Origin of the sequence: Leptolyngbya sp. FACHB-1624 (assembly GCF_047649235.1) — a bacterium.
GTDB classification, from domain to species: domain Bacteria; phylum Cyanobacteriota; class Cyanobacteriia; order Leptolyngbyales; family Leptolyngbyaceae; genus Leptolyngbya; species Leptolyngbya boryana.
In genome coordinates, this window is record NZ_CP180258.1 from 2,574,481 (window position 1) to 2,595,937 (window position 21,457).

The window sequence follows — 21,457 nt, forward strand, 5'->3', positions numbered from 1 at the left end:
ACTTGCCGGGGGATTGTTCTTATGCAACTTTTTGGACACGATCGATAAGTTGAGACGATGGACTCAAGAAAACAATCTCGCGCCTGCATTAGTCCAACTCTGCAAGGGTATCTAAAACGCTGAAACCATTGCTGCGTATAGTTTTCAATACAGTGTTAAGTCCAAAAAGATCAGGCTAATATCTTGAACTTCTGCCTACTAAGCAGCTATCCAAGATCAAAATAGAGGCACAAAACTATTGCTGTATATGAGTTCTGGGTTTCTATTAGTCCGCCCCTGGACTAACCGGACACAGATTGGACTAAATCCAATTATCTCGCTAACAAAGGAAAAGACCGGACACAATTACCCGATCTTGGAAACGTATTAATTAAACCTATGAATCATCTCAAGATGAGACTTAAACAAGAGCGTTGATAATGTCCTGATCGGAGACAGAACTCTCAACCTTTTTCTCTGGCTCTGACTCAATCAAGCTGATCCGCGCGTTAGGAATCTCATGGAACCGCCCACCAACTTGGACGAATACCCGCTGCTTGTTCAGGTCGATCGTGTCGTATGGCAGTCGGTATTGTTTTGGGTTAATTTTCCGTTGCATTGCTTTTTCTCCAGTAAATGATTGAGTTTGCCCCTTTGAGGATGCCCTTAAAGCCCTGTCTAAAAGATTTCGCTTACGTTTGTACGTTTAGGGTTGTTATCGCTCGTTAGGGTCGAGAGGGTACGTTTTGCCGCGCTCTAACTGCTTTTGAGCGATCGCGGAAATCATGCGCCGTTCAGTGTTGAGCAGGGATAGCCCCCGACGAATCAACGCGCTTGTAGTTGTGCCCTCACTGGCTGCAATGAGGTCTAACCGCTCTTTTTCCTGCGGTGACAGCCTGAAAGCAAATGTGACTGTTGCCATTGGGTGTTCTGTTTGGTGACACCTCTAAGGTGTTTTGCGGTGCAATACGAGGGAGAAGGGTTTTCAACAATCTGCTGAAAAGCAATCGCGGCGGGCTTTACCGCATTTATGCGGATAAATGCGGTCGGTTAGGCTGTAGCGTTTTGCAGAAAGTTCTTCAACGCGCGTTTAGGTTCATAGATTGCACTCGGAGCCGTAGAGAACTTTTCCTGATCCATCTGGAGAAAATCTGACGCACCATTCCCCATCCGCCAGCCAAACCCGCAACGGGTGGTGAATGAACTTGCCGTAGATGAAAGCGAGAACCAAGATAACCAGAAGTGAGATCCCAACCCCTTGAACTACTTTCCAAGGTCGGGCTGTCCATTGATTTTCCATTGGAGCAAATATCGAGGGAACGGGCTTAGGATTCCCTGGTAAGAGGAACACAAACCTACATTGCTAAAACCCTCGCCCGAATCCCGTCGCTCCGCTCAAAATCCCTAGATCTAAGTTTGGATAAAACACAAAGAATCACCATCTTGTATCGCTCGATACCGTAGTCGTGGCTTTTTAATGGGCTTAAATTCCCATAAAAAAGCTGTGACTACCGTATCACTCAACACAAAACGGCAACCCATTCTTTTATTCGGTTTTTCCCTGTTCCTTGCTCACATTTTGCTCATGCTTTTGGTGTGAGGGCTAGAACCAGGGCGAACGAGGGGACTCGAACCCCCGAGTGGAGGAACCACAATCCTCTGCCTTAACCACTTGGCTACGCTCGCCATTGCGTTAATGATCATAGCATAAGAAATTAGATAATTTCAAGAATCTGAGAACATGTAGACTTGGTAAAACGTCATAGAAGACCAAATCGTGAATTGTAGCGGGGTGGTGTGAAGATGAAATCCTCTCAGATTCTTTTGGGGACTGTTGGGTTAGCAATGCTGGGAGGTGCAGGATTCATGGCGCTGACTAATCCTGATGAAGCCGCATTTGGAGAATTTGCATTACAGCAAATCAAAGCTGAAGGCTGTCAAAAAGTGCCTCAAATTATTCGCGAGCAGTGCCCGCAGTTTGTTCAAGATAATCAAGCACAGGTTAAAAAATTAATTCTCCAAAGTACCGATCGCCAAAATTTCGGACTATTCAGCATTTATCGTACGAATTTATCCACGCGATCGATTGTGCCGAATTTGCCCATTTTTCTTGACTTGCCTGCGTTTCAGTTGGAAACCGTTGGTATGTTTGGCAAGTTCTACATTTATCAGGCTGAGCAGAGTCGGACTCCATAAACTCGGCTTTGTGGTGTTAGGAACGGCGCTTGTTGCCGTTTTCGGCGAGCTGATACCCTAAGCCAATCCCGAATAAACTCATCACGAGATCGATCGCATCCAGCGTACGATTGGGTGAGAATCCTTGCACTGCTTCTTCAACGATCGTGAATATCGCAAAAAGAAGTGGGAAAATTGGCACCCCATTTCGCAGACGACGATATCCGAAAAGGGAATGTCCGAGATAGGTTGCGATCGCGTAGAGAATGACATGCCCGATCTTATCCAAGTAGGGAATGAAGTCGAGTTGGGTGGGAAGGTTCCCCGTGTAGGCAAGGATGAGAATTGTTAAAAACACGATCGCATAAACCAATGCCGAAACTTTTACAGCTTTAGAAGACATAAACTTGAATGATTGAAATTCAGGTTTAGCTACACTGCGATTTTGTAATTTTCGGACTCAGAGAGTAATCATCGATTTTGCGTCTGCGGAGTCGCAAACAATAGCGTGACAGCCTATGCCAGCATGCCATTACTATTCGTGAAAGGCAACATTAATAATGGAAGAAGTCAAATAAATTTTCCGAGGAGTTTGTGCGATCGCACAAACCAGTAAACCGTGAAATCAACCAAACAATTCGCATCCTCTAAATCTGAAGATTAAAACGATGAATGCAATTGATTAGTGACAAATTGATAGGGAATCGGTTCGTCTGTGAGAGATAGCAGTCCCAAATTGATCGTGAAATATATAGCCTGTTTTGCTCCCTGAATCTCTCAAATTTGGGGGATTTTTAAACTGGGAAATCCTGAAAGTTCTAAGCTCCCCAAAATCGGGTCATTTGAATGAACAGACATATAGAATTCAGAATACTGAGTGACATGATTGATGTAGAGATCTAATCTATATTAAACAGATTTTCCCACCCCATAAATAGGGACGAAAATCGATTTGATTAAGACTCCAGAACCAGATCAATAATGAAAACTGACGGTAGTAGGTAAATTGAGTAAGTCTACTAGAAACCGGGCGATATCCTACCTCACTCTCAACATTCGTGCCTCGGCTCTATTTTTGCCAACTCTATCAGACTTTTAGGAATTCTGAATGATTCCGAATAGTTTCCCAACTTTCTGATAAGATTACTGATTCTGACACCAATTTATTATCTACGACTTGCTGGGAGACTCCTCATATGGCTCGGATGTACTATGACGCTGATGCCAATTTAGATTTACTTGCGGGCAAAACGATCGCGATTATTGGCTACGGCTCTCAAGGGCACGCCCACGCCCTTAACCTCAAAGACAGCGGCATGAACGTCATCGTTGGGCTGTATCCGGGCAGTAAATCAGCGACGAAAGCGAAAGACGCTGGCTTAACGGTTCATAGTGTTGCGGATGCGACAAAGGCTGCGGATTTCATCATGATTTTGCTGCCAGATGAAGTCCAACGTTCCGTTTACACCCATGAAATTGAACCGAATCTGAGCGAAGGCAATGTGCTGGCATTCGCCCACGGTTTTAACATCAACTATGCTCAAATCATCCCACCTGCGAATGTGGATGTGGTCATGGTTGCACCAAAAGGTCCAGGGCATTTGGTGCGTCGCACGTATGAACAAGGTCAAGGTGTGCCTGCCTTGTTTGCCGTGTATCAAGATGCGACAGGTCAAGCACGCGATCGCGCAATGGCATATGCCAAAGGAATTGGCGGCACTCGCGGTGGAATTCTGGAAACGACGTTCCGGGAAGAAACCGAGACTGATCTATTCGGCGAGCAGGTTGTGCTGTGCGGTGGTCTGAGTGCGCTGATCAAAGCTGGATTTGAAACGCTCGTGAATGCAGGATATCAGCCTGAGCTTGCTTACTTTGAGTGTCTACATGAAGTGAAACTGATTGTGGATCTGATTGTAGAAGGTGGATTAGCGACGATGCGTGACAGTATCTCGAATACTGCGGAGTATGGAGATTTGACTCGTGGTCCTCGAATTGTCACCGATGCAACTCGTGCAGAGATGAAGAAGATTCTCGACGAGATTCAGACGGGGCAATTTGCACGAGAATTCGTTCTGGAAAATCAGTCGGGTAAGGCAGGTTTCCATGCAATGCGTCGGCGTGAGGCGGAGCATCCGATCGAAGAGGTTGGAAAGGATCTGCGTGCGATGTTTAGCTGGTTGAAGAAGGCGTAGAAGTAGGGAGTAGGGAGTGGGGAGTAGGGAGATAAAATTTCTAAGGACTCCCTGATTCTTTATGCTCTCATTCCCTACTTCTTCATATTCCGAACCGCGTCTTCAGTCCGCTGGTTCGGATTTGTTTTAGGTTGCCACCGTGGAAAAGCATTGATTAAGAGTTGGTCGATCGCAGTTCGAGCCTGCAAGCTATATTTCCCGATCGCGGATGGCAAAAATCGATCACCACATCCAACGAAAATTAAACTCACTAGCAAGAGCAGTCCAACCGGAATTTTGGAGCGCATAAGAGATTTTTTAGGTAAGTGAGAAACTGGAAGGCGCGTATCATGGTCTACGTTTAGTAGTGCCCAATTTTTGGCATGACATTCGTAGATGGTGAGCGATGAAACAATTTCTCAAAGTTGGGCTAGTAGGCTCTGGACTTCTCTTACTCGGTGTAACAACGGTTTACTCCTCTGCATTGGCTCAATCTAGTCCCCGAATTGAATACCAAGCGAGACAGAAGAAACCCAAGCCAACTCGCGCGATTTCAGCTAGGTCAGCACTTTTGCCATTTTTTGATCAAGAAAATAATCCAGCGCAAGTCGGCATTCCTCGCGATCGCTTAGTAGACATTACTCCGCCTGCACCGCAATTGAATGAGTTCGATCGCAAAGTACTTGCAACTTGCGGAGAGTTTGGTAGCCCGGTTGGAACCGTTAGATTGCGTCGATTGTTTGCAGAATCGCCTGATGTTGTGCAAAGGATTAAAACCGCAGTAGGGGGTGAGATTTTTCCAGGTCGCAGAAGTGATCAGCAGTTTCAAGATGATCTGCTGACGATTTGGTCAAATCGAAAAGGGTTTGAGCATATCTTCTGTGGTGAACTGCGAGGCTCACAGCAGATTGGAGGATTGCATTATGTAGGGCGTTACTGGCAGTTGCAGCAAGCCGGAATTGCAGGACGATTGCCGAATAATGCTCAAGCAGAAGAAGTGGTCGAAGGGAAAATCTATACCTTAGGCGTTGAGGTGCGTCGGGGCAATCAGGTGATCTCTAGAGATGCGAAGAAAGGATATTCCTATGTGAGTAATGCTGAGGAGCTTTTGACAGATGCGACGATCGCGTTTAAAACTTCGCGATCGACTTCGAGTAGTAAGTCCGTTTGTTTGTTTACGGTACGAGATCCAGAAGCAAGGGTTCCCTTTAAAGCGGTGTTTGTGAAAGCGGCACGCGGAATTGTGACATTTTATCCAGATGCAACGCCGAGCCAACGAGAGGCGGCTTGCAATCGCTAGGGAAGTAGGATGTGTTGCAACTTTGCTCGACTTACAGCATCGACAAGAGTTGAACAAAGTTGCAACGAAGTGCTTAATCGATGCGAATCGTTTGTCCGGATTCTGCCGATCGCTGAGCAGCAATCGCAACTTTCAAGGTATACAAACTTTCTTCAGGTTGGACATAGAGGGGCTTGCCGTCTAACAAATAATCTAAAACTGCACTGGTATCTTTGGTAAATAAACCTCGGCGCGCACCAATCTCGATCGGCGTTGCACCTTCAGAATTGATCAACACACCTGAATCGCCCTCAAAGACTAATGCGCCTTGATCACCTTGAACTTCTAGCTTGCGTTCTGCGCTCCATGCTGTTTCACCTTTGCTATATACAACATCCGCAATGACGCCATTCTGAAAGTTCAGTTGCGCCTTACACATACAGCCCAAAAAACGATCGCTCTGTAAGTTCAAATATCGATTCTGACAACTCACAGATTCGACCTGTCCAAAGACGTGAACAAGCCGATGGAGCCGAGACAATGCTCCTACAAGTGGAAACCCGAAGACAGATGGATTGTAAGTCCATTTAGCAGGTGCAGGATGTTGCGGTGTGGCGGTTGCATAGCGGGCATAAAAAGGCGTGCCAATTTGGGAAAGCGATCGCAAAAATGCCTGATGGACTCCCCCGAGTAGTTCAATATGTTCAACATGAAGTAATCGATTCTGAGCACGAGCCGTCTCGATAGCCGTTGTCGCAGATTCAAGATCGATGGCTAAAGGATATTCCACAACTACATGCTTGCCCGATTCGAGCGCCGTTTGAGCGATCGAGCTATGTTCTGAATTCACCCCGCAAATGATCACCAAATCAACAGCACCGAGTAACTCTTGCCAAGCATTAAATGCTTGAGTTTGATGGGTATGTCCGAATTCAGTTGTCTTATCCGCTCGATGTCCAGCTACTCCCACTAACTTCGCGCGATCGTCTTGATTGATAGCTTCTGCCCGCAGTTTTGCGGCATACCCAGTTCCAACTATTCCGACTCGAATCACAGCGATCGCCTTTTGTAATTAAATCTTCATTCTCAAGTTTACGGGTTTCGTATCACATCTAACCGTTAGCGAGGTCGTTCTAGCCCAGTATAGAGGTTGACAAAATCGTTAACAGTTCATGACAGTTGTTTCTTTGCCCGTTCTTTATTCTACGATCGATCCAAGCGCGATCGTGTCTAGGGTGCTGTCGTGCTATGACATTGGAACGGTCAGATCCTGCGAATTTTGGTGCCGTGGTTTAAGTGATGTCTATTTGGTTGAAACCGATCAAGCATCGTATGTGCTGAGAGTTTCCCATTGGGGTTGGCGATCGCAAGCAGATATCGATTTTGAATTAGCGTTGCTCGATTTTCTGCAAAAGAAAGGGATTTCAGTTGCTTATCCCTTGCCTACAACCTCTGGCAAATTGTCAATTGTGATCAAAGCCCCAGAGGGAGATCGCTATGCTGCTTTGTTTATCTATGCGCCTGGTGCAATTCCGCTCGGAGATTTGAGCGTTCGGCAGGCAACGAAATTAGGAGAAACGATCGCAAAAATGCACCAAGCTGGAGAAGCATTTGAATGCAAGTTCGATCGCAAGCCTTTGACGCTGAAGTATTTGCTCGATGAATCCTGGGATGCGATCGCTCCGTTTTTGCAAAGTAGTGATCGGGATTATCTCAAAACTGCAATTTTGCAAATAAAATCAGAGTTGCAGACATTTCCGCGATCGGCTCCTTATTGGGGGATTTGTTGGGGCGATCCGCACAGTGGTAATGCTCATTTTACAGAGACTGATCAACCCACGCTATTTGATTTTGATCAATGTGGATTGGGTTGGCGAGCGTTTGATTTGGGTAAGTTTCGGCAGATTGCGCTCAATACAGGCATTAGCCGTCGAGTTCGAGAGGCATTTTTAGCGGGATATCAATCCGTCATTCCGCTGGAAGCTTTTGAACTGAAAGCAATTTCTGCTTTTACTCAAACGGCTCATATTTGGGTTTGGTCGATTAGTCTAACCTATGCCCTGCGCCACAATTACAGCCGTTTGGACGATTCATTTTTCCGCAAACGAGCCGAGCAGTTGCGCCGGCTTCGATCTCCAGATTGGCAGATGTTTTAAGCTTTCCTGAGAGCAAGGAGGTTTTTATTAGGCTGGAATTGTCCAGAAGTACAAGGTCGATTCTTCTTCGATATCGAGTTTAATCACTTTTTCAGGTAACCAATCCCCCATATCAAAATCGATCGAGACAATCCGCGTTCCCGGTTTAAGCTGCTCAAACAAAGCAGGCCGAAGCCTCAAATTCAGATGTGGCAGAAGATATAGCACGACGATCGAAGCATCTTCAAATCGACTCGTAAACAAATCTGCTTCTTGAAACTTAACGCGATCGCGAATTCCTAACTCATCTGCTTTCGCTTGAGCTTCTTTGACTCGAAGGGGATCAAGGTCGATCCCAACGCCCCGCGCCCCAAACTGTAATGCGGCACTGATCAAAATCCGTCCATCGCCACATCCGAGATCGTAAATTACATCAGAATCATTGACTTGTAAAACTTCGAGCAAAGTTTCGATCGCGGCTTCAGGGGTGGGAATAAACGCAATATCAGGGCGGCGCAGCATAAGTTATACAATCAGAACTCTCCGCCAAAACGCTTTACAGAATTTTAGCTTCCCCATCATACTGAAAAGCGATCGTGATTTTGTACACGGGGCTGAAACACGATACGCTTGACTCAAGCAGCTAGGCTCGATCTAAAGTGCTTTTGTCATGATGCAAGGCTAAAGAAAGTCGTAGGATTTATGGGTATGTCGGCACAAAAAGAACAACTTAAAGCGATCGCAACGCGGCTCAGTCAGGAGCGTCAGAAAAAATCGATGTCGCTCGAAGAAATTGCCGCGAAAACCTACATTCCGCAACGATTACTGATTGCGCTCGAAGATGCAAATCTCGATCGGCTTCCCGAGCCTGTATTCATTCAAGGCTTCATTCGGCGTTTTGCGGATGCGATTGGGCTTGACGGCATCGCACTGTCGAAAGAGTTCACCGTCGATCTTTCCCCCCTGCCTGCTCCAGCGACAGCTTCTCTGATCTCGAATACGATCGAGCCTCAAACCCCGAAGCCAACTGCTCTCAAATCTTCTATCCCCAAAGCGCCTGAGCCTGCTCTCCCCAAAGCATCTGAGCCTGCTGTTCCCAAAGCACCTGAACCTTCCATCCCCAGGGCTGCTGAGCCTCCTCAGGTCGTGCATAGCGAAGCTCCGACTCCACTTCCCACACCCAAAGCTTCTGAACCTGCTGCCATTCGTGATCCTCAGCCTGCTCAAAAACTCGAGCCTACTGCCGTCCGCGACTCCGTTCCTACGCCTCCTCGCATCAGCACCAGTGAGCCACCTGCTCGTCTGCCACTGATTGCTTTAGCGGCTGCAATCGGATTAGGCGTAATCGGCGTTCTCGCTTCAACGTTTGTCAATCGTCAGCCAGAGCGATCGAATCCTAGTGCTGCAACTTCTCCGACTGTACAACCCTCTCAAGCGCCTACACCCGGCAGTTCTGCTCCAGTCGCTTCTACCCCAAGTAGCCCGACTCCTGCCTCACCGTCTCCAGGGGCTGTCAATGTCAAAATGAATATCACTGAGGAAAGCTGGGTAGAAGTCCTCGTTGATGGAACTTCTGTTTACGAAGGCACACTGACAAAAGGAACCCAGAGATCTTGGAGTGGTAAATCTGTCGAGATCAATACGGGAAACGCGGGAGGAGTTTCGCTGTCGTACAACAATGGCGAAGCCAAAGTCATGGGTGCGGCGGGTGATTTAGGGTCTGCAACTTTTCCGCCCACGCCTTGAGCCAGACTTTTGAACATAGCTAGCCATACTATCGCCTTCTAAATTCCTCGGATTCGGGGAATTTAGTTGCTAACTTTTTAGCCTTGTTCCACAGTGCGCACAAAAACGATCGTTCTCTTGCACTTTCGTTCCACATTGCGAACAGAAGTGAGCCGTTGAAGCATTGGCAGATGAAGATGTCTCAGTCTCGAATCGGAGATTCATATTGCCCATGCTCATCTCCATTGGTTCCATTCGCATGGTCATATTGCCCATCCGCAGGGGTTCTAATGGCTTCATTTCTGGCATTTTGGGACTACTAGGAGTCGTGACACGCTGAAACAAAACCTCTTCAGAACCAAGCATCAGCGGCACTTCGCTCAACAGACTAATTCCGTTTGCCTGCAATCGAATGTAAGACGTGCGTTGAGATTCGATCTGCAAAATAAAGCTGGAATGTGATTTAAACAACTTCGGCATACTTGACCAAGCGCCAAGCGAGAGGCTCATTTGCTGGCTTTGTTGCTGCCCAGAACTCTGGCTTGTCCAAGTCAGCACAGTCTGTGTTCCAACATTCTCGATCGTTAACCGTTGTCCGTTTCCCAAATCTGCTGCGTACATCATGAATTGCCAAACTTTGCAGAATTCCATCTCTACCTTGCAATTTCATTCAGAGAATAGATTGACTTCGTTATATTTCTTGATTCCTAAGATGATGGATTTAGTATTCAGCTTTACAGCTTAAGCAGTTCACTCAATCCTATTAATCAGAGAGAACTATGGTGATTTGTTGTGAAGTTAGCAAACTATGATCCTGGACATTTTTACGACGAACTGTTTGATGCGCCGGGGCGTCCTCGTCCAGAAGTGACTCCGCTCATTGACCGGATTAATTCTTTATCGATCGAAGAAATTCAACATCGTCAGCAAGCCGCTCAGATTGCACTATTCAAAATGGGCGTAACTTTCAACGTCTATGGCGATGAGCAAGGCACCGAGAAAATTTTTCCGTTCGATATTCTGCCTCGGACGATCGCGGCTGCAGAATGGCAGATTTTAGAAAAGGGACTGAAGCAGCGAATCGTCGCACTGAATGAGTTTTTAGCCGATGTGTACGGCGACCAAAAGATCATTCAAGATGGCGTGATTCCATCCGAGATTGTGTTTTCTTCGCGAGGCTTTCTCAAGCCCTGTATGGGATTGAAGCCCCCGAAAGGAATTTGGTCACATATTAGCGGAATGGATTTAGTTCGCGATCGCACTGGAGAATGGTACATCCTAGAAGACAATCTCAGATGTCCTTCTGGTGTATCGTATGTGCTTGAAAGTCGGCGGATTATGAAAAGTACACTGCCGCTCGTCTTTAATCGCATGAACATTCAGCCGGTCGAAGAGTACCCAAGCTATTTACTCGAAACGTTGCTGAATCTCGCTCCTGATTACATTGAGAATCCCACTGTTGTACTACTGACCCCAGGCATTTATAACTCTGCTTACTTCGAGCATTCTTACTTAGCTCAGCAGATGGGCGTTGAACTCGTCGAAGGTCGCGATCTTGTGATTGCAGACGGTTACTTGCAAATGAGAACCACGAAGGGATTGAAGCGAGTTGATGTGATTTATCGACGCATTGATGATGAGTTCATTGATCCGTTAGCATTCCGGCCAGACTCGCTGCTGGGAGTTCCGGGACTGATGGATGTTTATCGATCGGGTCGATTAGGCTTAGCCAATGCTTTGGGAACTGGAATTGCAGACGACAAAGTGATTTATGCGTATGTTCCAGAAATGATCCGCTACTATCTCGGCGAAGATGCGATTCTGTCGAATGTTCCAACTTACCTCTGCTGGGAGCCTTCACAATTGAGCTATGTGCTCGCCAACTTAGATAAGCTCGTGGTCAAAGCGGCGAATGAGTCGGGGGGCTATGGCATGTTGATTGGGTCACAATCGACTGAAGCAGAACGAGCAGAATTTGCAGAAAAGATCAAAGCTGCTCCTCGCAATTACATTGCTCAACCGACCCTCTGTTTATCGCGTGTGCCTGCCTTAATGGGCGATGAGTTTGAAGGCTGTCATGTGGATTTACGTCCCTATATTTTGTATGGCGAAGATATCTACATCACGCCAGGAGGCCTGACTCGCGTTGCGTTGAAGCGCGGCTCATTAGTCGTCAACTCGTCGCAAGGCGGCGGATATAAAGATACTTGGGTGGTTAGCTAGCTAGAGGAAAGAACAATGCTAAGTCGAGTTGCAGATTCGATCTACTGGATGAATCGCTATGTTGAGCGTGCTGAGAATATTGCGCGCTTCATTGATGTGAATTTGAATTTATCTCTCGATTCACCGATCGGGGTTGTTCAGCAATGGGAGCCATTGATCCGGACGACTGGAGATTTAGCTATCTTTCAAGAGAAGTATGGAGAAGCAACGGCGGATAATGTGATTCGGTTTTTGACCTTCGATCGCACTTATCCCAACTCCATCATTTCCTGCTTGAATGCTGCCCGTGAGAATGCGCGATCGGTACGTGAAATTATTTCGTCTGAGATGTGGCAACAGATCAATGCGTTCTATCACTTTGTCAATGATGCAGCCGTCGCGGATCGGCTTGATTTTCCTACATTTTTTAGTGAAGTTAAACTTGCAAGCCATCTGTTTGCGGGAGTTGCCAGTGCCACGATGACCCATAGCGAAGGCTGGCATTTTGGACTGATGGGTCGCTGGCTGGAACGAGCCGATAAAACGAGTCGAATTGTCGATGTGAAGTACTTTATTTTGCTTCCTTCGATTCGAGATGTGGGCACAACGTTAGATCAATTGCAGTGGATGGCATTGTTGCGGTCTGCAAGTGCGTATGAGATGTATCGCAAACGTGGCGTGCATCGCATCACCCCAACTTCGGTCGCTGAGTTTTTAGTGCTCGATCGAGAATTTCCGCGATCGATTCGATATTGTATTCGCCAAACTGAGCGATCGCTGCATCAAATCACCGGAACGCCTGAAGGCGCTTGGAATACATCCGTTGAGCGATCGCTCGGAAAACTGCGATCGGATTTAGATTATTTAACGATCGAAGATGTGATGGAATCCGGGCTGCATGAATTCTTAGACAGCTTGCAACAGCGCATGAATGATGTCGGTATTAGACTCTCTGAAACCTTTTTTGCAGTCCAACCTGTATAAATTGAATCAGCGCTCACGCCTCAAACACGCTCCGAAATTCCCACGATCGTACTCAAAGTCGTCGATAATAATGAATCGTCCAAAGATTGCCCATTGCTCATGCCTAACTGGTTTATTGCTGGCGGACTTGTCATGTATCCGCTTCTGCTTTTCTCAATCCTGGCAGTCGCGCTGATTCTAGAGCGAATTCTTTTCTGGGGCAAAGTCTCCCAACGTCATCAAAGAGTGGCACGAGAAGTGCTCAGCGTCTACAAACGCAACCAAATTGCCGCGTTCCAAATGTTAGAAAAGAACGCCGATTTACCGATCGCTAGAATCTTCCTTGCCGCCCTAGAATTAGAGCAAGCTACGCCTGAAGAATTTCGCCTCGCTCTCGAAAGCGCCGGACTCGCAGAGATTCCTTTGCTCAAACGCTTTAATACGGTCTTTGATACGATCGTCGGTCTTTCTCCCCTGCTCGGATTGCTAGGAACTATCACCGGACTGATTAACTCGTTTGCTTCCCTACGGCTTGGAGATGTTGGGGGGACGAATACACTGGGAGTCACAGGCGGGATCAGTGAAGCTCTGATTTCTACTGCTTCGGGTCTGGTTGTCGCCATCTTCACCCTCTTGTTTGCCAATCTGTTCCGAGGTTTGTACGCGCGCCAGATTGCGCTGATTCAAGAGTACGGCGGACAGTTAGAACTTCTCTATCGTCGTCGGCACACTTTCTAAGTCGTGAGTTAATCGATCGCTCGTGATCAGTAGCTCAGTGAAATTAATCAACTGTAGGAAAGGTTGAGCCTGAACCCCACACGATCAAATCCAGGATTTTCTATTATGCGCTTGCCCGAAGACCCAGATCTACCTCCCCAAATCTACCTTGCACCCCTGATCGACGTAATCTTTGCGCTCCTGACATTCTTCATCATGTCTACGCTGTTTCTCACGCGATCGCAAGGCTTACCCGTCGCTCTTCCCAAGGCTGTCACCGCTGAATCTCAAAAAGTTTCTCAAGTCGTGATTACTATCACTCCGAACGGCGAGCTTGCTCTCGATAAAAAACCAATGAATATCAGCACTCTCCCTGCTGCAGTGCGAGAAATTCTTAGCCGAAATCCTAAAGCCGTTGTTGTGATCAATGCCGACGAGAAAGTCCCTCACGGGCAAGTCATTACTGTTATGGATCGGCTGAGATCGATTCCCAACATTCGCCTCGCGATCGCAACTCGCCAACCCTAAAAAAAGCGGAGGCTTTTACCTCCGCTCTCAATTCGTTAAACCATTTCCTCAATCCGCTCCGGCTCATCCGAAGTATGCGCATCCTCAAACAAGGATGAATAGACCCATCCGGCTAAAACTGCGCCGAGTATCGGAGCCACCCAGAATAACCAAACCTGTGCCAACAATTCTCCACCGACAAATACCGCAGGAGCTAGACTCCGTGCTGGATTCACTGAAGTATTGGTGACTGGAATGCTGATCAAATGAATCAAAGTTAACGCAAACCCGATCGCAACAGGCGCAAATCCACTTGCAACTCGTCGATCAGTCACGCCCAAAATGATCAGCAAAAAGAAGAAGGTTAAAAACGCCTCTGCCAAAAAGCAAGCGACTAATCCGTATCCTCCCGGCGAATGTGCGTCAAATCCATTCGTCGCTAAAGGATTCGATCCCGTTAGCGCAAACCCAGGCTTTCCAGACGCAATCAAATACAGAACTCCAGCCCCCACAATTCCGCCTAAAACCTGCGCCACAATGTACGCCAGCAAGTTTTGTCCACCGCGAAACCGCTTCGCCGCAAATAATCCAAACGAAACCGCCGGATTAAAGTGTCCACCTGAAATTCCACCGACCGCGTAAGCCATCGTCAGCACCGTCAACCCGAATGCTAACGACACGCCAACCAAACCAATTCCTAGCGGAAACGTCGTATTCTCACCAATCTTGGCTGTATCTGCTGTATAAGCTGCTGCCAAGACTGCACTTCCGCATCCCCCAAAGACCAGCCATAATGTGCCTAGAAACTCTGCTGCACATCGTTTTAAAAGAGACATAAACTAAGCCTCGCTTTAGTATTCTATAAAACCAAAAAATTGTCTCAGCAGTATATTCATAGTACAAGGGTATAAACTACCGCCGGGATAAAATGATCGCGCTTTGTTGGAACCTAGATGAAACTACGGACATCTCTGCTCAGACGCATCTATTTTTTGGTAAGGCATAATTCTATGGTTTCACGAATCATTCGCTTCTAATTTTTGTAGTTAGTTAAGATTTAGTTCAGATTTTTTATTATAAATTGGGCGATTTTCGGGCAAATCAGAATGCTCATCCTCTTGACAGCGATCGCATTGTCTGAAGCAGATGAGGCAGTTCCAATTTTCTTAAGCTTTAATATGGCAAACGTAATAATTGGACATGTCTGATAACATTTTTTTATCAACGAACATAGATTCTCTAAAGTAAGGCTTATTGAAATCCTGATATGATTCTGAAAGTCTGCGCCTATGCACCGGAATCAGTCGAGATTAAAGAAACTGACTCCAAACATGGGATCATGTTGTGGCAAACTGATCCCCAGTGACTAGGGCAATATGCCAACCAATTCGGTCAGAGGATTTCTCTGGTCACTGTTGGTGATGTCTGCTTATAAGGTTTTCCATCGTTTTTCATTACAGGAAGGGAGATATGTCCTACGCTCAAACCAAAACCCAGTCGAAAGCTGGGTATAAGGCTGGGGTACAAGATTACCGCTTAACGTACTACACCCCAGACTACACGCCTAAAGACACCGATATTTTGGCAGCGTTCCGGGTGACTCCTCAACCTGGCGTTCCGCCCGAAGAAGCTGCTGCTGCTGTTGCTGCTGAATCCTCAACGGGAACATGGACGACCGTTTGGACGGACTTGCTGACCGACCTCGATCGCTACAAAGGACGCTGCTACGATATCGAGCCTGTCCGTGGCGAAGATAGCCAATTCATTGCTTACATTGCATATCCTCTCGACCTGTTTGAAGAAGGATCTGTTACCAACTTGCTGACCTCTTTGGTCGGTAACGTATTCGGGTTCAAAGCGTTGAAAGCGCTGCGCCTCGAAGACCTTCGCATTCCGGTTGCATACTTGAAGACCTTCCAAGGTCCTCCTCACGGGATTCAAGTTGAACGCGACAAAATCAACAAATACGGTCGTCCGATGCTCGGTTGTACGATCAAACCGAAATTGGGTCTGTCCGCTAAGAACTACGGTCGTGCAGTTTACGAATGTCTGCGCGGCGGTTTGGACTTCACCAAAGACGACGAAAACATCAACTCGCAGCCGTTCCAACGTTGGCGCGATCGCTTCTTGTTCGTTGCAGATGCAATCCACAAGGCACAAGCTGAAACCGGCGAAATCAAAGGTCACTACCTGAACGTAACCGCTGCAACCTGCGAAGAAATGCTGAAGCGTGCAGAGTTCGCGAAAGAACTCGAAATGCCGATCATCATGCATGACTTCTTGACCGGTGGTTTCACAGCAAACACCTCCTTGGCTCATTGGTGTCGTGATAACGGCGTTCTGTTGCACATTCACCGCGCAATGCACGCAGTTATCGACCGTCAGAAGAACCATGGTATTCACTTCCGCGTCTTGGCGAAGTGCTTGAGAATGTCTGGTGGTGACCACATTCACACCGGAACCGTCGTTGGTAAGCTCGAAGGTGACAAGGCGATCACCCTTGGTTTCATCGACTTGCTGCGTGAGAACTACATTGAGCGCGATCCTTCCCGTGGTGTTTACTTCACCCAAGACTGGGCTTCCATGCCTGGTGTAATGGCAGTTGCTTCCGGTGGTATCCACGTATGGCACATGCCTGCGCTGGTTGAAATCTTCGGCGACGACTCCGTACTGCAGTTCGGTGGTGGAACCTTGGGTCACCCATGGGGTAACGCACCTGGTGCAACGGCTAACCGTGTTGCGCTTGAAGCTTGCGTCCAAGCTCGTAACGAAGGTCGCGACTTGATGCGTGAAGGTGGAGACATCATCCGTGAAGCTTGCCGTTGGTCGCCTGACTTGGCTGCTGCTTGCGAACTCTGGAAAGAAATCAAGTTCGAGTTTGAAGCTGTTGATACCGTCTGATGAATTTTAGATTGCGGATTTTGGGTTTTAGGCTGCACAATAAGCCAAAACCCAAGATCTAAAATCTATTATTCAAAACTCAACTTATGGATCTGAAGCGAATTGCGAAAGATACGACAAAAACGCTGACAAGCTATTTGACGTATCAGGCTGTCCGGGTTGTTTATGCTCAGCTAGACGAAACTGATCCAAAGAAGGCTTACTGGCTGCACAAGTTTTCTTCCAGAGAAAGCATTACAGACGGTGAAGCATTTATGGAGGCTTTGTTTCGCGAACGTCAGGATTTGGCTTTCCGAATTCTGACGGTGCGAGAGCATCTTGCTGAAGAGATTGCCGATGTGCTGCCGGAAATGCTGCGATCGTCAATGCAGCAAGCGAACATGGAGCAACGCCGCAAACAGCTAGAACGAATGACGCAACTCGATTTGACGACCACAACCGAAGATTCTGATCCTGAACCTAGTTAATTTATTGAGGATTTCATGAAAACTCTCCCTAAAGAGCAGCGTTTTGAAACGTTCTCCTACTTGCCTCCTTTGACCGACGCTCAAATCGCTCGTCAAATCCAATACACGATCGAGAACGGCTTCTTCCCTTGTATCGAGTTCAGCGAGTCGTCTGCTCCTGAGCAGTACTACTGGACAATGTGGAAGTTGCCTTTGTTCAACGCAACTTCTCCTCAAGAAGTTCTGAACGAAGTTCAACAGTGCCGTTCTGAGTACTCGAACTGCTACATCCGCGTCGTAGCATTCGACAACATCAAACAGTGCCAAGTGATGAGCTTCATCGTTCACAAGCCAGGTTCTGGTGGAAGCGGCTACCGCTACTAATTTCTGATTTGTAGATATTTCTACAATTGATTCAGGGAGGTGGATTATCCATCTCCCTTCTTGTCGTTCAAATGGGTTTAAAGAGTATAAAAAGATGTAGCTCTAATCGTGAATTCCACGCCCAGAAAATTTTGGGTTATCATCTGATATCGAGCAATCTCACAAGAGTATCAGATGCAGTATGGCGAGGGAATTGATCAGTAAGAAGACTCGATATGAATTTCAAGAATGGCTTGTCGACTGGACGCTACGGACTATCAGAGAACTATTTGACAGGCACAACGTAAAGTATATATCTCTTTCCGAAGAGAATCTTCCAAGCGGGCAACGCCGCTCCTTAGTTCAGTGCTACTACGCTTCAGTAAATTGGATAGATCCTAAGGATGTGCGTCGAGTTCTTGACGCTTACGAAGACATCTTAATTGAACTATCGCCTGAATCTGAAGGAAAACAACGGCTTATTCGGCATTTAGAGAAAGACGGTTATTTATATGAGAATGGAAAGATTGTCTCGCAGGCGTTGGACGTAGCATTAATTGAAACTATTCCAGCGAGTGGATTGGATACAGAGCATCTATATCTCTACGTTGATAGAATTAACGCGTCAATTGAGACTGATCCATCTCTAGCGATCGGTTCAACAAAAGAACTCATTGAAGCGACACTTAAAACAATCCTAAACGGTCACAAGTTAAATTACGATGATAAGAAAGATGACATACCAAAACTGCTTAAGCAAGTTCAAAAAGCTCTAGAATTGGCTCCTGAGGAAGTAGACGATTCAAAGAAAGGTGCAGAGGTAATTAAGCGAGTTTTAAGCAATCTTGGCTCAGTTGCTGTTGGCATTGCAGAACTCAGAAATCTATACGGTTCTGGTCACGGCAAGGGGCAAAGATCTGTTGGTCTTACATCTCGTCATGCGAAACTTGTGGTTGGTGCAGGGACTACGTTATGTGCGTTCTTGCTAGATACTTACGAACATCACAATACGAAATAGCAGGTTTCAAACTTCATCTCCCCCAAAAGCCGCCAGAATGTCATCTGGTAAGGAATTATTGAAGTCGTCAGAGATGATTAATCTTCCTTGATCCATACCCAAACTCGCTCTACGACACGAATTGGGACTGATTGGAACTAATTTTGCGATCGGAACCCCTTGATCTGAAATTACAATTTCTTCTCCAAGTTCCACGCGGGCTAATAACTCGGAAAGATTCATTTCAGCCTGATGAATGGTTACATTTTCCATTTTTCAGTGTAGTAGTTTATCTGTAATGTTAAATCACAACTTAGGCGATCGCGCTTCGTCTAGATGCAATAGTCACTCGTAATATCACTGGGGTTGCTGGCTCGACGATTCTCTCTATATCTCCTGAGAACTTGAGGAGTGACATGGAAAAAATTGAGATCTGTCACACGATCGCTCAAAGCAACGCCAATTGCTGACTATTTTAATCAGTAAATCTTCATAGAATGGAAGTTGATCGTGATAAAGCCTGCTTACATTCCTGCAATTTTAGTAGGATTGCGATTTGCGATCGCACCTTTTCTTCTCTTAGATGCTCTCGATGGCACAGTTACCAATTGGTTCCTTTTGGGTTATATTCTCGCGATCGTTTCTGATATTTTCGATGGCATTATTGCTCGTAAATTAAAAGTGAGCACCCCTCAACTTCGTCAAGCAGATAGTTGGGCAGACATCTGTTTATTTCTCTGTCTTGCTTTGAGTACCTGGCTCGTTTATCCAACGGTTATTCTTGATTTTAAAATCCCCTTATTAATTGCTGTTGCGGCGCAATTTCTTCTATTTTCAATTAGCTTGATTAAGTTTAGGAAGCTTCCCAGTTTTCACACTTACACCGCAAAGGCTTGGGGATTAGCTTTACTCGTGGCAGCGATCGCACTGTTCGGATTCGGTTATGCTCCGACACTTTGGGGCGCGATCGTCCTCTGTTGGATCAATAGTTTGGAAGAAATTGCCATGACATTCATCCTGCCTGCTTGGACATGTGACGTTTTGAGCATTGTTCATGCGCTCAAATTGCGACATGAATGATTAGAGATCTCATCTAAACCAAAGGTATTTGTTACAAATTCGCTCAAAGTGGCAAGACTAGAAGTACTCAAACTCACTGTTCCCAAGCTGCGAAGGAGTGACGATCGATGGAATATGCAATTCCAGAACTAGAACCGATTAGCCGCCAACTGATGAATCTCGATCGACCCAAAAAAGCGAAAATGCTCGTCGTCGATGATGAACCCGACAACCTCGATCTGCTCTACCGGACATTCCGTCGCGATTTTAACGTCCTGAAAGCAGAAAGCGGCATCCACGCGCTGAAATTGCTCTCCGAAGAAGGCGAAGTCGCTGTGATCATTTCTGACCAACGGATGCCCGAAATGAAAGGAACCGAGTTCCTCAGCCGCACAGTGCCGAACTTCCCCGACACCATGCGGATTATCCTCACAGGGTTTACTGATGTCGAAGATTTAGTCGAAGCCATTAACTCTGGACAAGTTTATAAATACATCACCAAACCTTGGGATCCCAACGAGTTAAAAGCCGTTGTCCAACGAGCAGCCGAAACTTATGAATTATTGAAACAGCGCACAGAAGAACTGCGTCGATCGCAATCGCAAACGGCGCTCTTATCCTCGATTGTTGGAGTCGCCCAAAGCGCAACCAGCGTTGAAAGTACATTAGAGCCAATCGCTACCGCCTTTGGTCAAAACTTCCTTGCCGATCTCTGTACCATTCAATTAATTGAAAATGGTGCATTTACGAATAGTGCAACCTATGGTGCAAGTGGTACCTCCGATATAGCAGCATCTTCATTAGTGAAAGAAGCGATCGCATCTCAAAGTATGCAAGTCGCAACCGAAGCAGAAGATCCCAGTTTCGGCGCACATCTCGTCGTCCCAGTCACACTCCGAGGCGAAGTATTAGCCGTTCTCTGCCTGCAATGGAAACACCCGCAAAGCCTGAGAGAAGACGAACTGCTGCTGCTGCACCTCTCAGCTCAACAAGTGGCATTAGCCATCACTTGTAGCCGCTCCGCTCATATTGCAGTCGCAGTATAGCCAAATCAGCGTTTCTCTAAAATCCCTGTCGCAACTACACCTCTCGAAACTTAAAATTTTAGAGAGACCCATTTTAGAGAAGCGCTTATCTTAATGAATTCTGATCATATTCAAGCTTTATTCGATCGTATTGCTCCCGTCTATGATGAGCTGAATCACGGACTAAGTTTCGGAATGCACCGCATCTGGAAACAGATGACAGTCAAGTGGAGCGGTGCAAAACCCGGAGATACCTGTCTGGATTTGTGCTGCGGAAGTGGCGATCTGGCTCAAATGCTGGCAGAAAAAGCAGGCAGAACCGGACAAGTTTACGGAGTTGATTTCTCAGCGGCTCAGTTAGAGGTCGCACGCGATCGCAGTGAACGCCGCTGCATCAAGCCTCCGATTCACTGGATTCAATCCGATGTCTTAAATCTTCCACTTTCAGACAATCAATTTGACTGCATCACGATGGGCTATGGCTTACGAAACGTGGTTGACATCTTAAGCAGTTTGAAAGAAATCCATCGTGTTCTCAAACCTGGCTCAAAGGCTGCAATTCTCGATATGCACCGTCCTGACAGTGCGTTCGTCAGAACCTTTCAACAGTGGTATCTCGATGAAGTCGTCGTTCCGGCGGCTCAACGCATGGGCTTTACCGAAGAATACGCCTATATCGCGCCCAGTCTTGATAAATTTCCAACGGGTCGCGAGCAAGTTCGCCTTGCCGAGCAAGCAGGTTTTGCAACTGCCACCCATTACCCGATCGCGGGCGGTACGATGGGAGTATTGGTTATTACGAAATGAGGCGAT

General features: G+C 46.7%; 25 protein-coding genes and 1 tRNA gene. 16 read left to right on the forward strand and 10 right to left on the reverse strand.

Going from position 1 to position 21,457, the window contains the following annotated elements; translation table 11 throughout:
- Nucleotides 1-400: 400 nt before the first annotated feature.
- From ACMUEV_RS11935 to ACMUEV_RS11945, 3 genes are all read right to left on the reverse strand, one after another.
- Nucleotides 401-598: a hypothetical protein gene (locus tag ACMUEV_RS11935; protein ID WP_190652050.1), complete on the reverse strand. Its 198-nt coding sequence runs from the start codon at nt 596-598 to the stop codon at nt 401-403.
- Nucleotides 599-694: 96 nt separating this feature from the next.
- Nucleotides 695-901: a ribbon-helix-helix protein, CopG family gene (locus ACMUEV_RS11940; RefSeq protein WP_190652049.1), complete on the reverse strand. Its 207-nt coding sequence runs from the start codon at nt 899-901 to the stop codon at nt 695-697.
- Between the two features lie 691 nt (nt 902-1,592).
- A tRNA-His gene (locus ACMUEV_RS11945) sits at nt 1,593-1,665 on the reverse strand.
- A 117-nt stretch (nt 1,666-1,782) separates the two neighbouring features.
- Between ACMUEV_RS11945 and ACMUEV_RS11950 the strand changes: the two genes are divergently transcribed.
- A complete protein-coding gene (locus tag ACMUEV_RS11950) occupies nt 1,783-2,175 on the forward strand; it encodes a DUF4359 domain-containing protein (RefSeq protein WP_017288884.1) in 393 nt (130 codons plus the stop codon).
- 16 nt (nt 2,176-2,191) lie between these two features.
- Here ACMUEV_RS11950 and ACMUEV_RS11955 read toward each other — a convergent pair whose 3' ends face one another.
- Nucleotides 2,192-2,557 carry a VanZ family protein gene (locus tag ACMUEV_RS11955; RefSeq protein WP_190652047.1) on the reverse strand — a complete coding sequence of 122 codons (366 nt, stop codon included), beginning with the start codon at nt 2,555-2,557 and terminating at the stop codon, nt 2,192-2,194.
- Nucleotides 2,558-3,350: 793 nt separating this feature from the next.
- Between ACMUEV_RS11955 and ilvC the strand changes: the two genes are divergently transcribed.
- A complete protein-coding gene (gene ilvC / locus ACMUEV_RS11960; protein WP_017288882.1) occupies nt 3,351-4,346 on the forward strand; it encodes a ketol-acid reductoisomerase in 996 nt (331 codons plus the stop codon).
- Nucleotides 4,347-4,420: 74 nt separating this feature from the next.
- Here ilvC and ACMUEV_RS11965 read toward each other — a convergent pair whose 3' ends face one another.
- Entirely contained in the window at nt 4,421-4,633 is a 213-nt protein-coding gene (locus ACMUEV_RS11965) for a hypothetical protein (protein WP_017288881.1), read from the reverse strand.
- A gap of 98 nt (nt 4,634-4,731) precedes the next feature.
- Between ACMUEV_RS11965 and ACMUEV_RS11970 the strand changes: the two genes are divergently transcribed.
- Nucleotides 4,732-5,625 (forward strand): EndoU domain-containing protein, encoded by an 894-nt coding sequence (locus tag ACMUEV_RS11970; protein WP_190652046.1) that lies wholly within the window; start codon nt 4,732-4,734, stop codon nt 5,623-5,625.
- A 73-nt stretch (nt 5,626-5,698) separates the two neighbouring features.
- Here the strand turns inward: ACMUEV_RS11970 and ACMUEV_RS11975 are convergent, their stop codons facing one another.
- Nucleotides 5,699-6,658: a Gfo/Idh/MocA family protein gene (locus ACMUEV_RS11975; protein ID WP_017288879.1), complete on the reverse strand. Its 960-nt coding sequence runs from the start codon at nt 6,656-6,658 to the stop codon at nt 5,699-5,701.
- A gap of 118 nt (nt 6,659-6,776) precedes the next feature.
- On the opposite strand from ACMUEV_RS11975, the gene ACMUEV_RS11980 reads away from it, so the two are divergent.
- On the forward strand, nt 6,777-7,760 hold the full coding sequence (locus ACMUEV_RS11980) for a homoserine kinase (protein WP_190652045.1): 984 nt from the start codon (nt 6,777-6,779) through the stop codon (nt 7,758-7,760).
- A 27-nt stretch (nt 7,761-7,787) separates the two neighbouring features.
- Here ACMUEV_RS11980 and ACMUEV_RS11985 read toward each other — a convergent pair whose 3' ends face one another.
- Complete coding sequence (locus ACMUEV_RS11985; RefSeq protein ID WP_017288877.1) at nt 7,788-8,261, reverse strand: SAM-dependent methyltransferase; 474 nt, start codon at nt 8,259-8,261, stop codon at nt 7,788-7,790.
- Nucleotides 8,262-8,447: 186 nt separating this feature from the next.
- On the opposite strand from ACMUEV_RS11985, the gene ACMUEV_RS11990 reads away from it, so the two are divergent.
- Entirely contained in the window at nt 8,448-9,485 is a 1,038-nt protein-coding gene (locus ACMUEV_RS11990; RefSeq protein ID WP_190652044.1) for a helix-turn-helix domain-containing protein, read from the forward strand.
- 69 nt (nt 9,486-9,554) lie between these two features.
- Here ACMUEV_RS11990 and ACMUEV_RS11995 read toward each other — a convergent pair whose 3' ends face one another.
- On the reverse strand, nt 9,555-10,115 hold the full coding sequence (locus ACMUEV_RS11995) for a zinc ribbon domain-containing protein (RefSeq protein WP_190652043.1): 561 nt from the start codon (nt 10,113-10,115) through the stop codon (nt 9,555-9,557).
- A 141-nt stretch (nt 10,116-10,256) separates the two neighbouring features.
- Between ACMUEV_RS11995 and ACMUEV_RS12000 the strand changes: the two genes are divergently transcribed.
- The 4 genes from ACMUEV_RS12000 to ACMUEV_RS12015 all read left to right on the forward strand — a co-directional run bounded on the left by ACMUEV_RS12000 (nt 10,257) and on the right by ACMUEV_RS12015 (nt 13,874).
- Nucleotides 10,257-11,687 carry a circularly permuted type 2 ATP-grasp protein gene (locus ACMUEV_RS12000; RefSeq protein WP_017288874.1) on the forward strand — a complete coding sequence of 477 codons (1,431 nt, stop codon included), beginning with the start codon at nt 10,257-10,259 and terminating at the stop codon, nt 11,685-11,687.
- A gap of 15 nt (nt 11,688-11,702) precedes the next feature.
- Complete coding sequence (locus tag ACMUEV_RS12005; RefSeq protein WP_017288873.1) at nt 11,703-12,650, forward strand: alpha-E domain-containing protein; 948 nt, start codon at nt 11,703-11,705, stop codon at nt 12,648-12,650.
- Between the two features lie 99 nt (nt 12,651-12,749).
- The gene (locus ACMUEV_RS12010; protein WP_017288872.1) at nt 12,750-13,367 is read left to right on the forward strand and encodes a MotA/TolQ/ExbB proton channel family protein; all 618 of its coding nucleotides are present in this window, start codon (nt 12,750-12,752) and stop codon (nt 13,365-13,367) included.
- 105 nt (nt 13,368-13,472) lie between these two features.
- Nucleotides 13,473-13,874, forward strand: coding sequence for an ExbD/TolR family protein (locus ACMUEV_RS12015; RefSeq protein WP_017288871.1), 402 nt, complete (start codon nt 13,473-13,475; stop codon nt 13,872-13,874).
- A gap of 35 nt (nt 13,875-13,909) precedes the next feature.
- On the opposite strand, the gene aqpZ is transcribed toward ACMUEV_RS12015, so the two are convergent.
- Nucleotides 13,910-14,689, reverse strand: a complete 780-nt coding sequence (gene aqpZ / locus ACMUEV_RS12020) for an aquaporin Z (protein WP_017288870.1) — start codon at nt 14,687-14,689, stop codon at nt 13,910-13,912.
- 634 nt (nt 14,690-15,323) lie between these two features.
- Between aqpZ and ACMUEV_RS12025 the strand changes: the two genes are divergently transcribed.
- The 4 genes from ACMUEV_RS12025 (at nt 15,324) to ACMUEV_RS12040 (ending at nt 18,581) form a co-directional block, all read left to right on the forward strand.
- The gene (locus tag ACMUEV_RS12025; protein ID WP_017288868.1) at nt 15,324-16,754 is read left to right on the forward strand and encodes a form I ribulose bisphosphate carboxylase large subunit; all 1,431 of its coding nucleotides are present in this window, start codon (nt 15,324-15,326) and stop codon (nt 16,752-16,754) included.
- Between the two features lie 86 nt (nt 16,755-16,840).
- Nucleotides 16,841-17,221: a RuBisCO chaperone RbcX gene (gene rcbX, locus ACMUEV_RS12030; protein WP_017288867.1), complete on the forward strand. Its 381-nt coding sequence runs from the start codon at nt 16,841-16,843 to the stop codon at nt 17,219-17,221.
- A gap of 15 nt (nt 17,222-17,236) precedes the next feature.
- Nucleotides 17,237-17,584 carry a ribulose bisphosphate carboxylase small subunit gene (locus ACMUEV_RS12035; RefSeq protein ID WP_017288866.1) on the forward strand — a complete coding sequence of 116 codons (348 nt, stop codon included), beginning with the start codon at nt 17,237-17,239 and terminating at the stop codon, nt 17,582-17,584.
- Between the two features lie 181 nt (nt 17,585-17,765).
- A complete protein-coding gene (locus tag ACMUEV_RS12040) occupies nt 17,766-18,581 on the forward strand; it encodes an abortive infection family protein (RefSeq protein ID WP_190652042.1) in 816 nt (271 codons plus the stop codon).
- 6 nt (nt 18,582-18,587) lie between these two features.
- Here the strand turns inward: ACMUEV_RS12040 and ACMUEV_RS12045 are convergent, their stop codons facing one another.
- The gene (locus ACMUEV_RS12045) at nt 18,588-18,833 is read right to left on the reverse strand and encodes a type II toxin-antitoxin system Phd/YefM family antitoxin (RefSeq protein ID WP_190652041.1); all 246 of its coding nucleotides are present in this window, start codon (nt 18,831-18,833) and stop codon (nt 18,588-18,590) included.
- A 237-nt stretch (nt 18,834-19,070) separates the two neighbouring features.
- On the opposite strand from ACMUEV_RS12045, the gene ACMUEV_RS12050 reads away from it, so the two are divergent.
- The 3 genes from ACMUEV_RS12050 to ubiE all read left to right on the forward strand — a co-directional run bounded on the left by ACMUEV_RS12050 (nt 19,071) and on the right by ubiE (nt 21,451).
- Nucleotides 19,071-19,640, forward strand: coding sequence for a CDP-alcohol phosphatidyltransferase family protein (locus ACMUEV_RS12050; RefSeq protein WP_190652040.1), 570 nt, complete (start codon nt 19,071-19,073; stop codon nt 19,638-19,640).
- Nucleotides 19,641-19,747: 107 nt separating this feature from the next.
- Nucleotides 19,748-20,665: a response regulator gene (locus tag ACMUEV_RS12055; RefSeq protein ID WP_190652039.1), complete on the forward strand. Its 918-nt coding sequence runs from the start codon at nt 19,748-19,750 to the stop codon at nt 20,663-20,665.
- A 93-nt stretch (nt 20,666-20,758) separates the two neighbouring features.
- Nucleotides 20,759-21,451 (forward strand): bifunctional demethylmenaquinone methyltransferase/2-methoxy-6-polyprenyl-1,4-benzoquinol methylase UbiE, encoded by a 693-nt coding sequence (gene ubiE, locus ACMUEV_RS12060; protein WP_190652038.1) that lies wholly within the window; start codon nt 20,759-20,761, stop codon nt 21,449-21,451.
- Nucleotides 21,452-21,457 lie beyond the last annotated feature (6 nt).

Excerpts from the sequence above, each read along its gene's own strand:
- ACMUEV_RS11935 (WP_190652050.1), bottom strand. The coding sequence starts at position 598 with ATGCAACGGAAAATTAACCCAAAACAATACCGACTGCCATACGACACG.
- ACMUEV_RS11940 (WP_190652049.1), bottom strand. The coding sequence starts at position 901 with ATGGCAACAGTCACATTTGCTTTCAGGCTGTCACCGCAGGAAAAAGAG.
- ACMUEV_RS11950 (WP_017288884.1), top strand. The coding sequence starts at position 1,783 with ATGAAATCCTCTCAGATTCTTTTGGGGACTGTTGGGTTAGCAATGCTG.
- ACMUEV_RS11955 (WP_190652047.1), bottom strand. The coding sequence starts at position 2,557 with ATGTCTTCTAAAGCTGTAAAAGTTTCGGCATTGGTTTATGCGATCGTG.
- ilvC (WP_017288882.1), top strand. The coding sequence starts at position 3,351 with ATGGCTCGGATGTACTATGACGCTGATGCCAATTTAGATTTACTTGCG.
- ACMUEV_RS11965 (WP_017288881.1), bottom strand. The coding sequence starts at position 4,633 with ATGCGCTCCAAAATTCCGGTTGGACTGCTCTTGCTAGTGAGTTTAATT.
- ACMUEV_RS11970 (WP_190652046.1), top strand. The coding sequence starts at position 4,732 with ATGAAACAATTTCTCAAAGTTGGGCTAGTAGGCTCTGGACTTCTCTTA.
- ACMUEV_RS11980 (WP_190652045.1), top strand. The coding sequence starts at position 6,777 with ATGACAGTTGTTTCTTTGCCCGTTCTTTATTCTACGATCGATCCAAGC.
- ACMUEV_RS11985 (WP_017288877.1), bottom strand. The coding sequence starts at position 8,261 with ATGCTGCGCCGCCCTGATATTGCGTTTATTCCCACCCCTGAAGCCGCG.
- ACMUEV_RS11990 (WP_190652044.1), top strand. The coding sequence starts at position 8,448 with ATGTCGGCACAAAAAGAACAACTTAAAGCGATCGCAACGCGGCTCAGT.
- ACMUEV_RS11995 (WP_190652043.1), bottom strand. The coding sequence starts at position 10,115 with ATGGAATTCTGCAAAGTTTGGCAATTCATGATGTACGCAGCAGATTTG.
- ACMUEV_RS12005 (WP_017288873.1), top strand. The coding sequence starts at position 11,703 with ATGCTAAGTCGAGTTGCAGATTCGATCTACTGGATGAATCGCTATGTT.
- ACMUEV_RS12010 (WP_017288872.1), top strand. The coding sequence starts at position 12,750 with ATGCCTAACTGGTTTATTGCTGGCGGACTTGTCATGTATCCGCTTCTG.
- ACMUEV_RS12015 (WP_017288871.1), top strand. The coding sequence starts at position 13,473 with ATGCGCTTGCCCGAAGACCCAGATCTACCTCCCCAAATCTACCTTGCA.
- aqpZ (WP_017288870.1), bottom strand. The coding sequence starts at position 14,689 with ATGTCTCTTTTAAAACGATGTGCAGCAGAGTTTCTAGGCACATTATGG.
- ACMUEV_RS12025 (WP_017288868.1), top strand. The coding sequence starts at position 15,324 with ATGTCCTACGCTCAAACCAAAACCCAGTCGAAAGCTGGGTATAAGGCT.
- rcbX (WP_017288867.1), top strand. The coding sequence starts at position 16,841 with ATGGATCTGAAGCGAATTGCGAAAGATACGACAAAAACGCTGACAAGC.
- ACMUEV_RS12035 (WP_017288866.1), top strand. The coding sequence starts at position 17,237 with ATGAAAACTCTCCCTAAAGAGCAGCGTTTTGAAACGTTCTCCTACTTG.
- ACMUEV_RS12040 (WP_190652042.1), top strand. The coding sequence starts at position 17,766 with ATGGCGAGGGAATTGATCAGTAAGAAGACTCGATATGAATTTCAAGAA.
- ACMUEV_RS12045 (WP_190652041.1), bottom strand. The coding sequence starts at position 18,833 with ATGGAAAATGTAACCATTCATCAGGCTGAAATGAATCTTTCCGAGTTA.
- ACMUEV_RS12055 (WP_190652039.1), top strand. The coding sequence starts at position 19,748 with ATGGAATATGCAATTCCAGAACTAGAACCGATTAGCCGCCAACTGATG.
- ubiE (WP_190652038.1), top strand. The coding sequence starts at position 20,759 with ATGAATTCTGATCATATTCAAGCTTTATTCGATCGTATTGCTCCCGTC.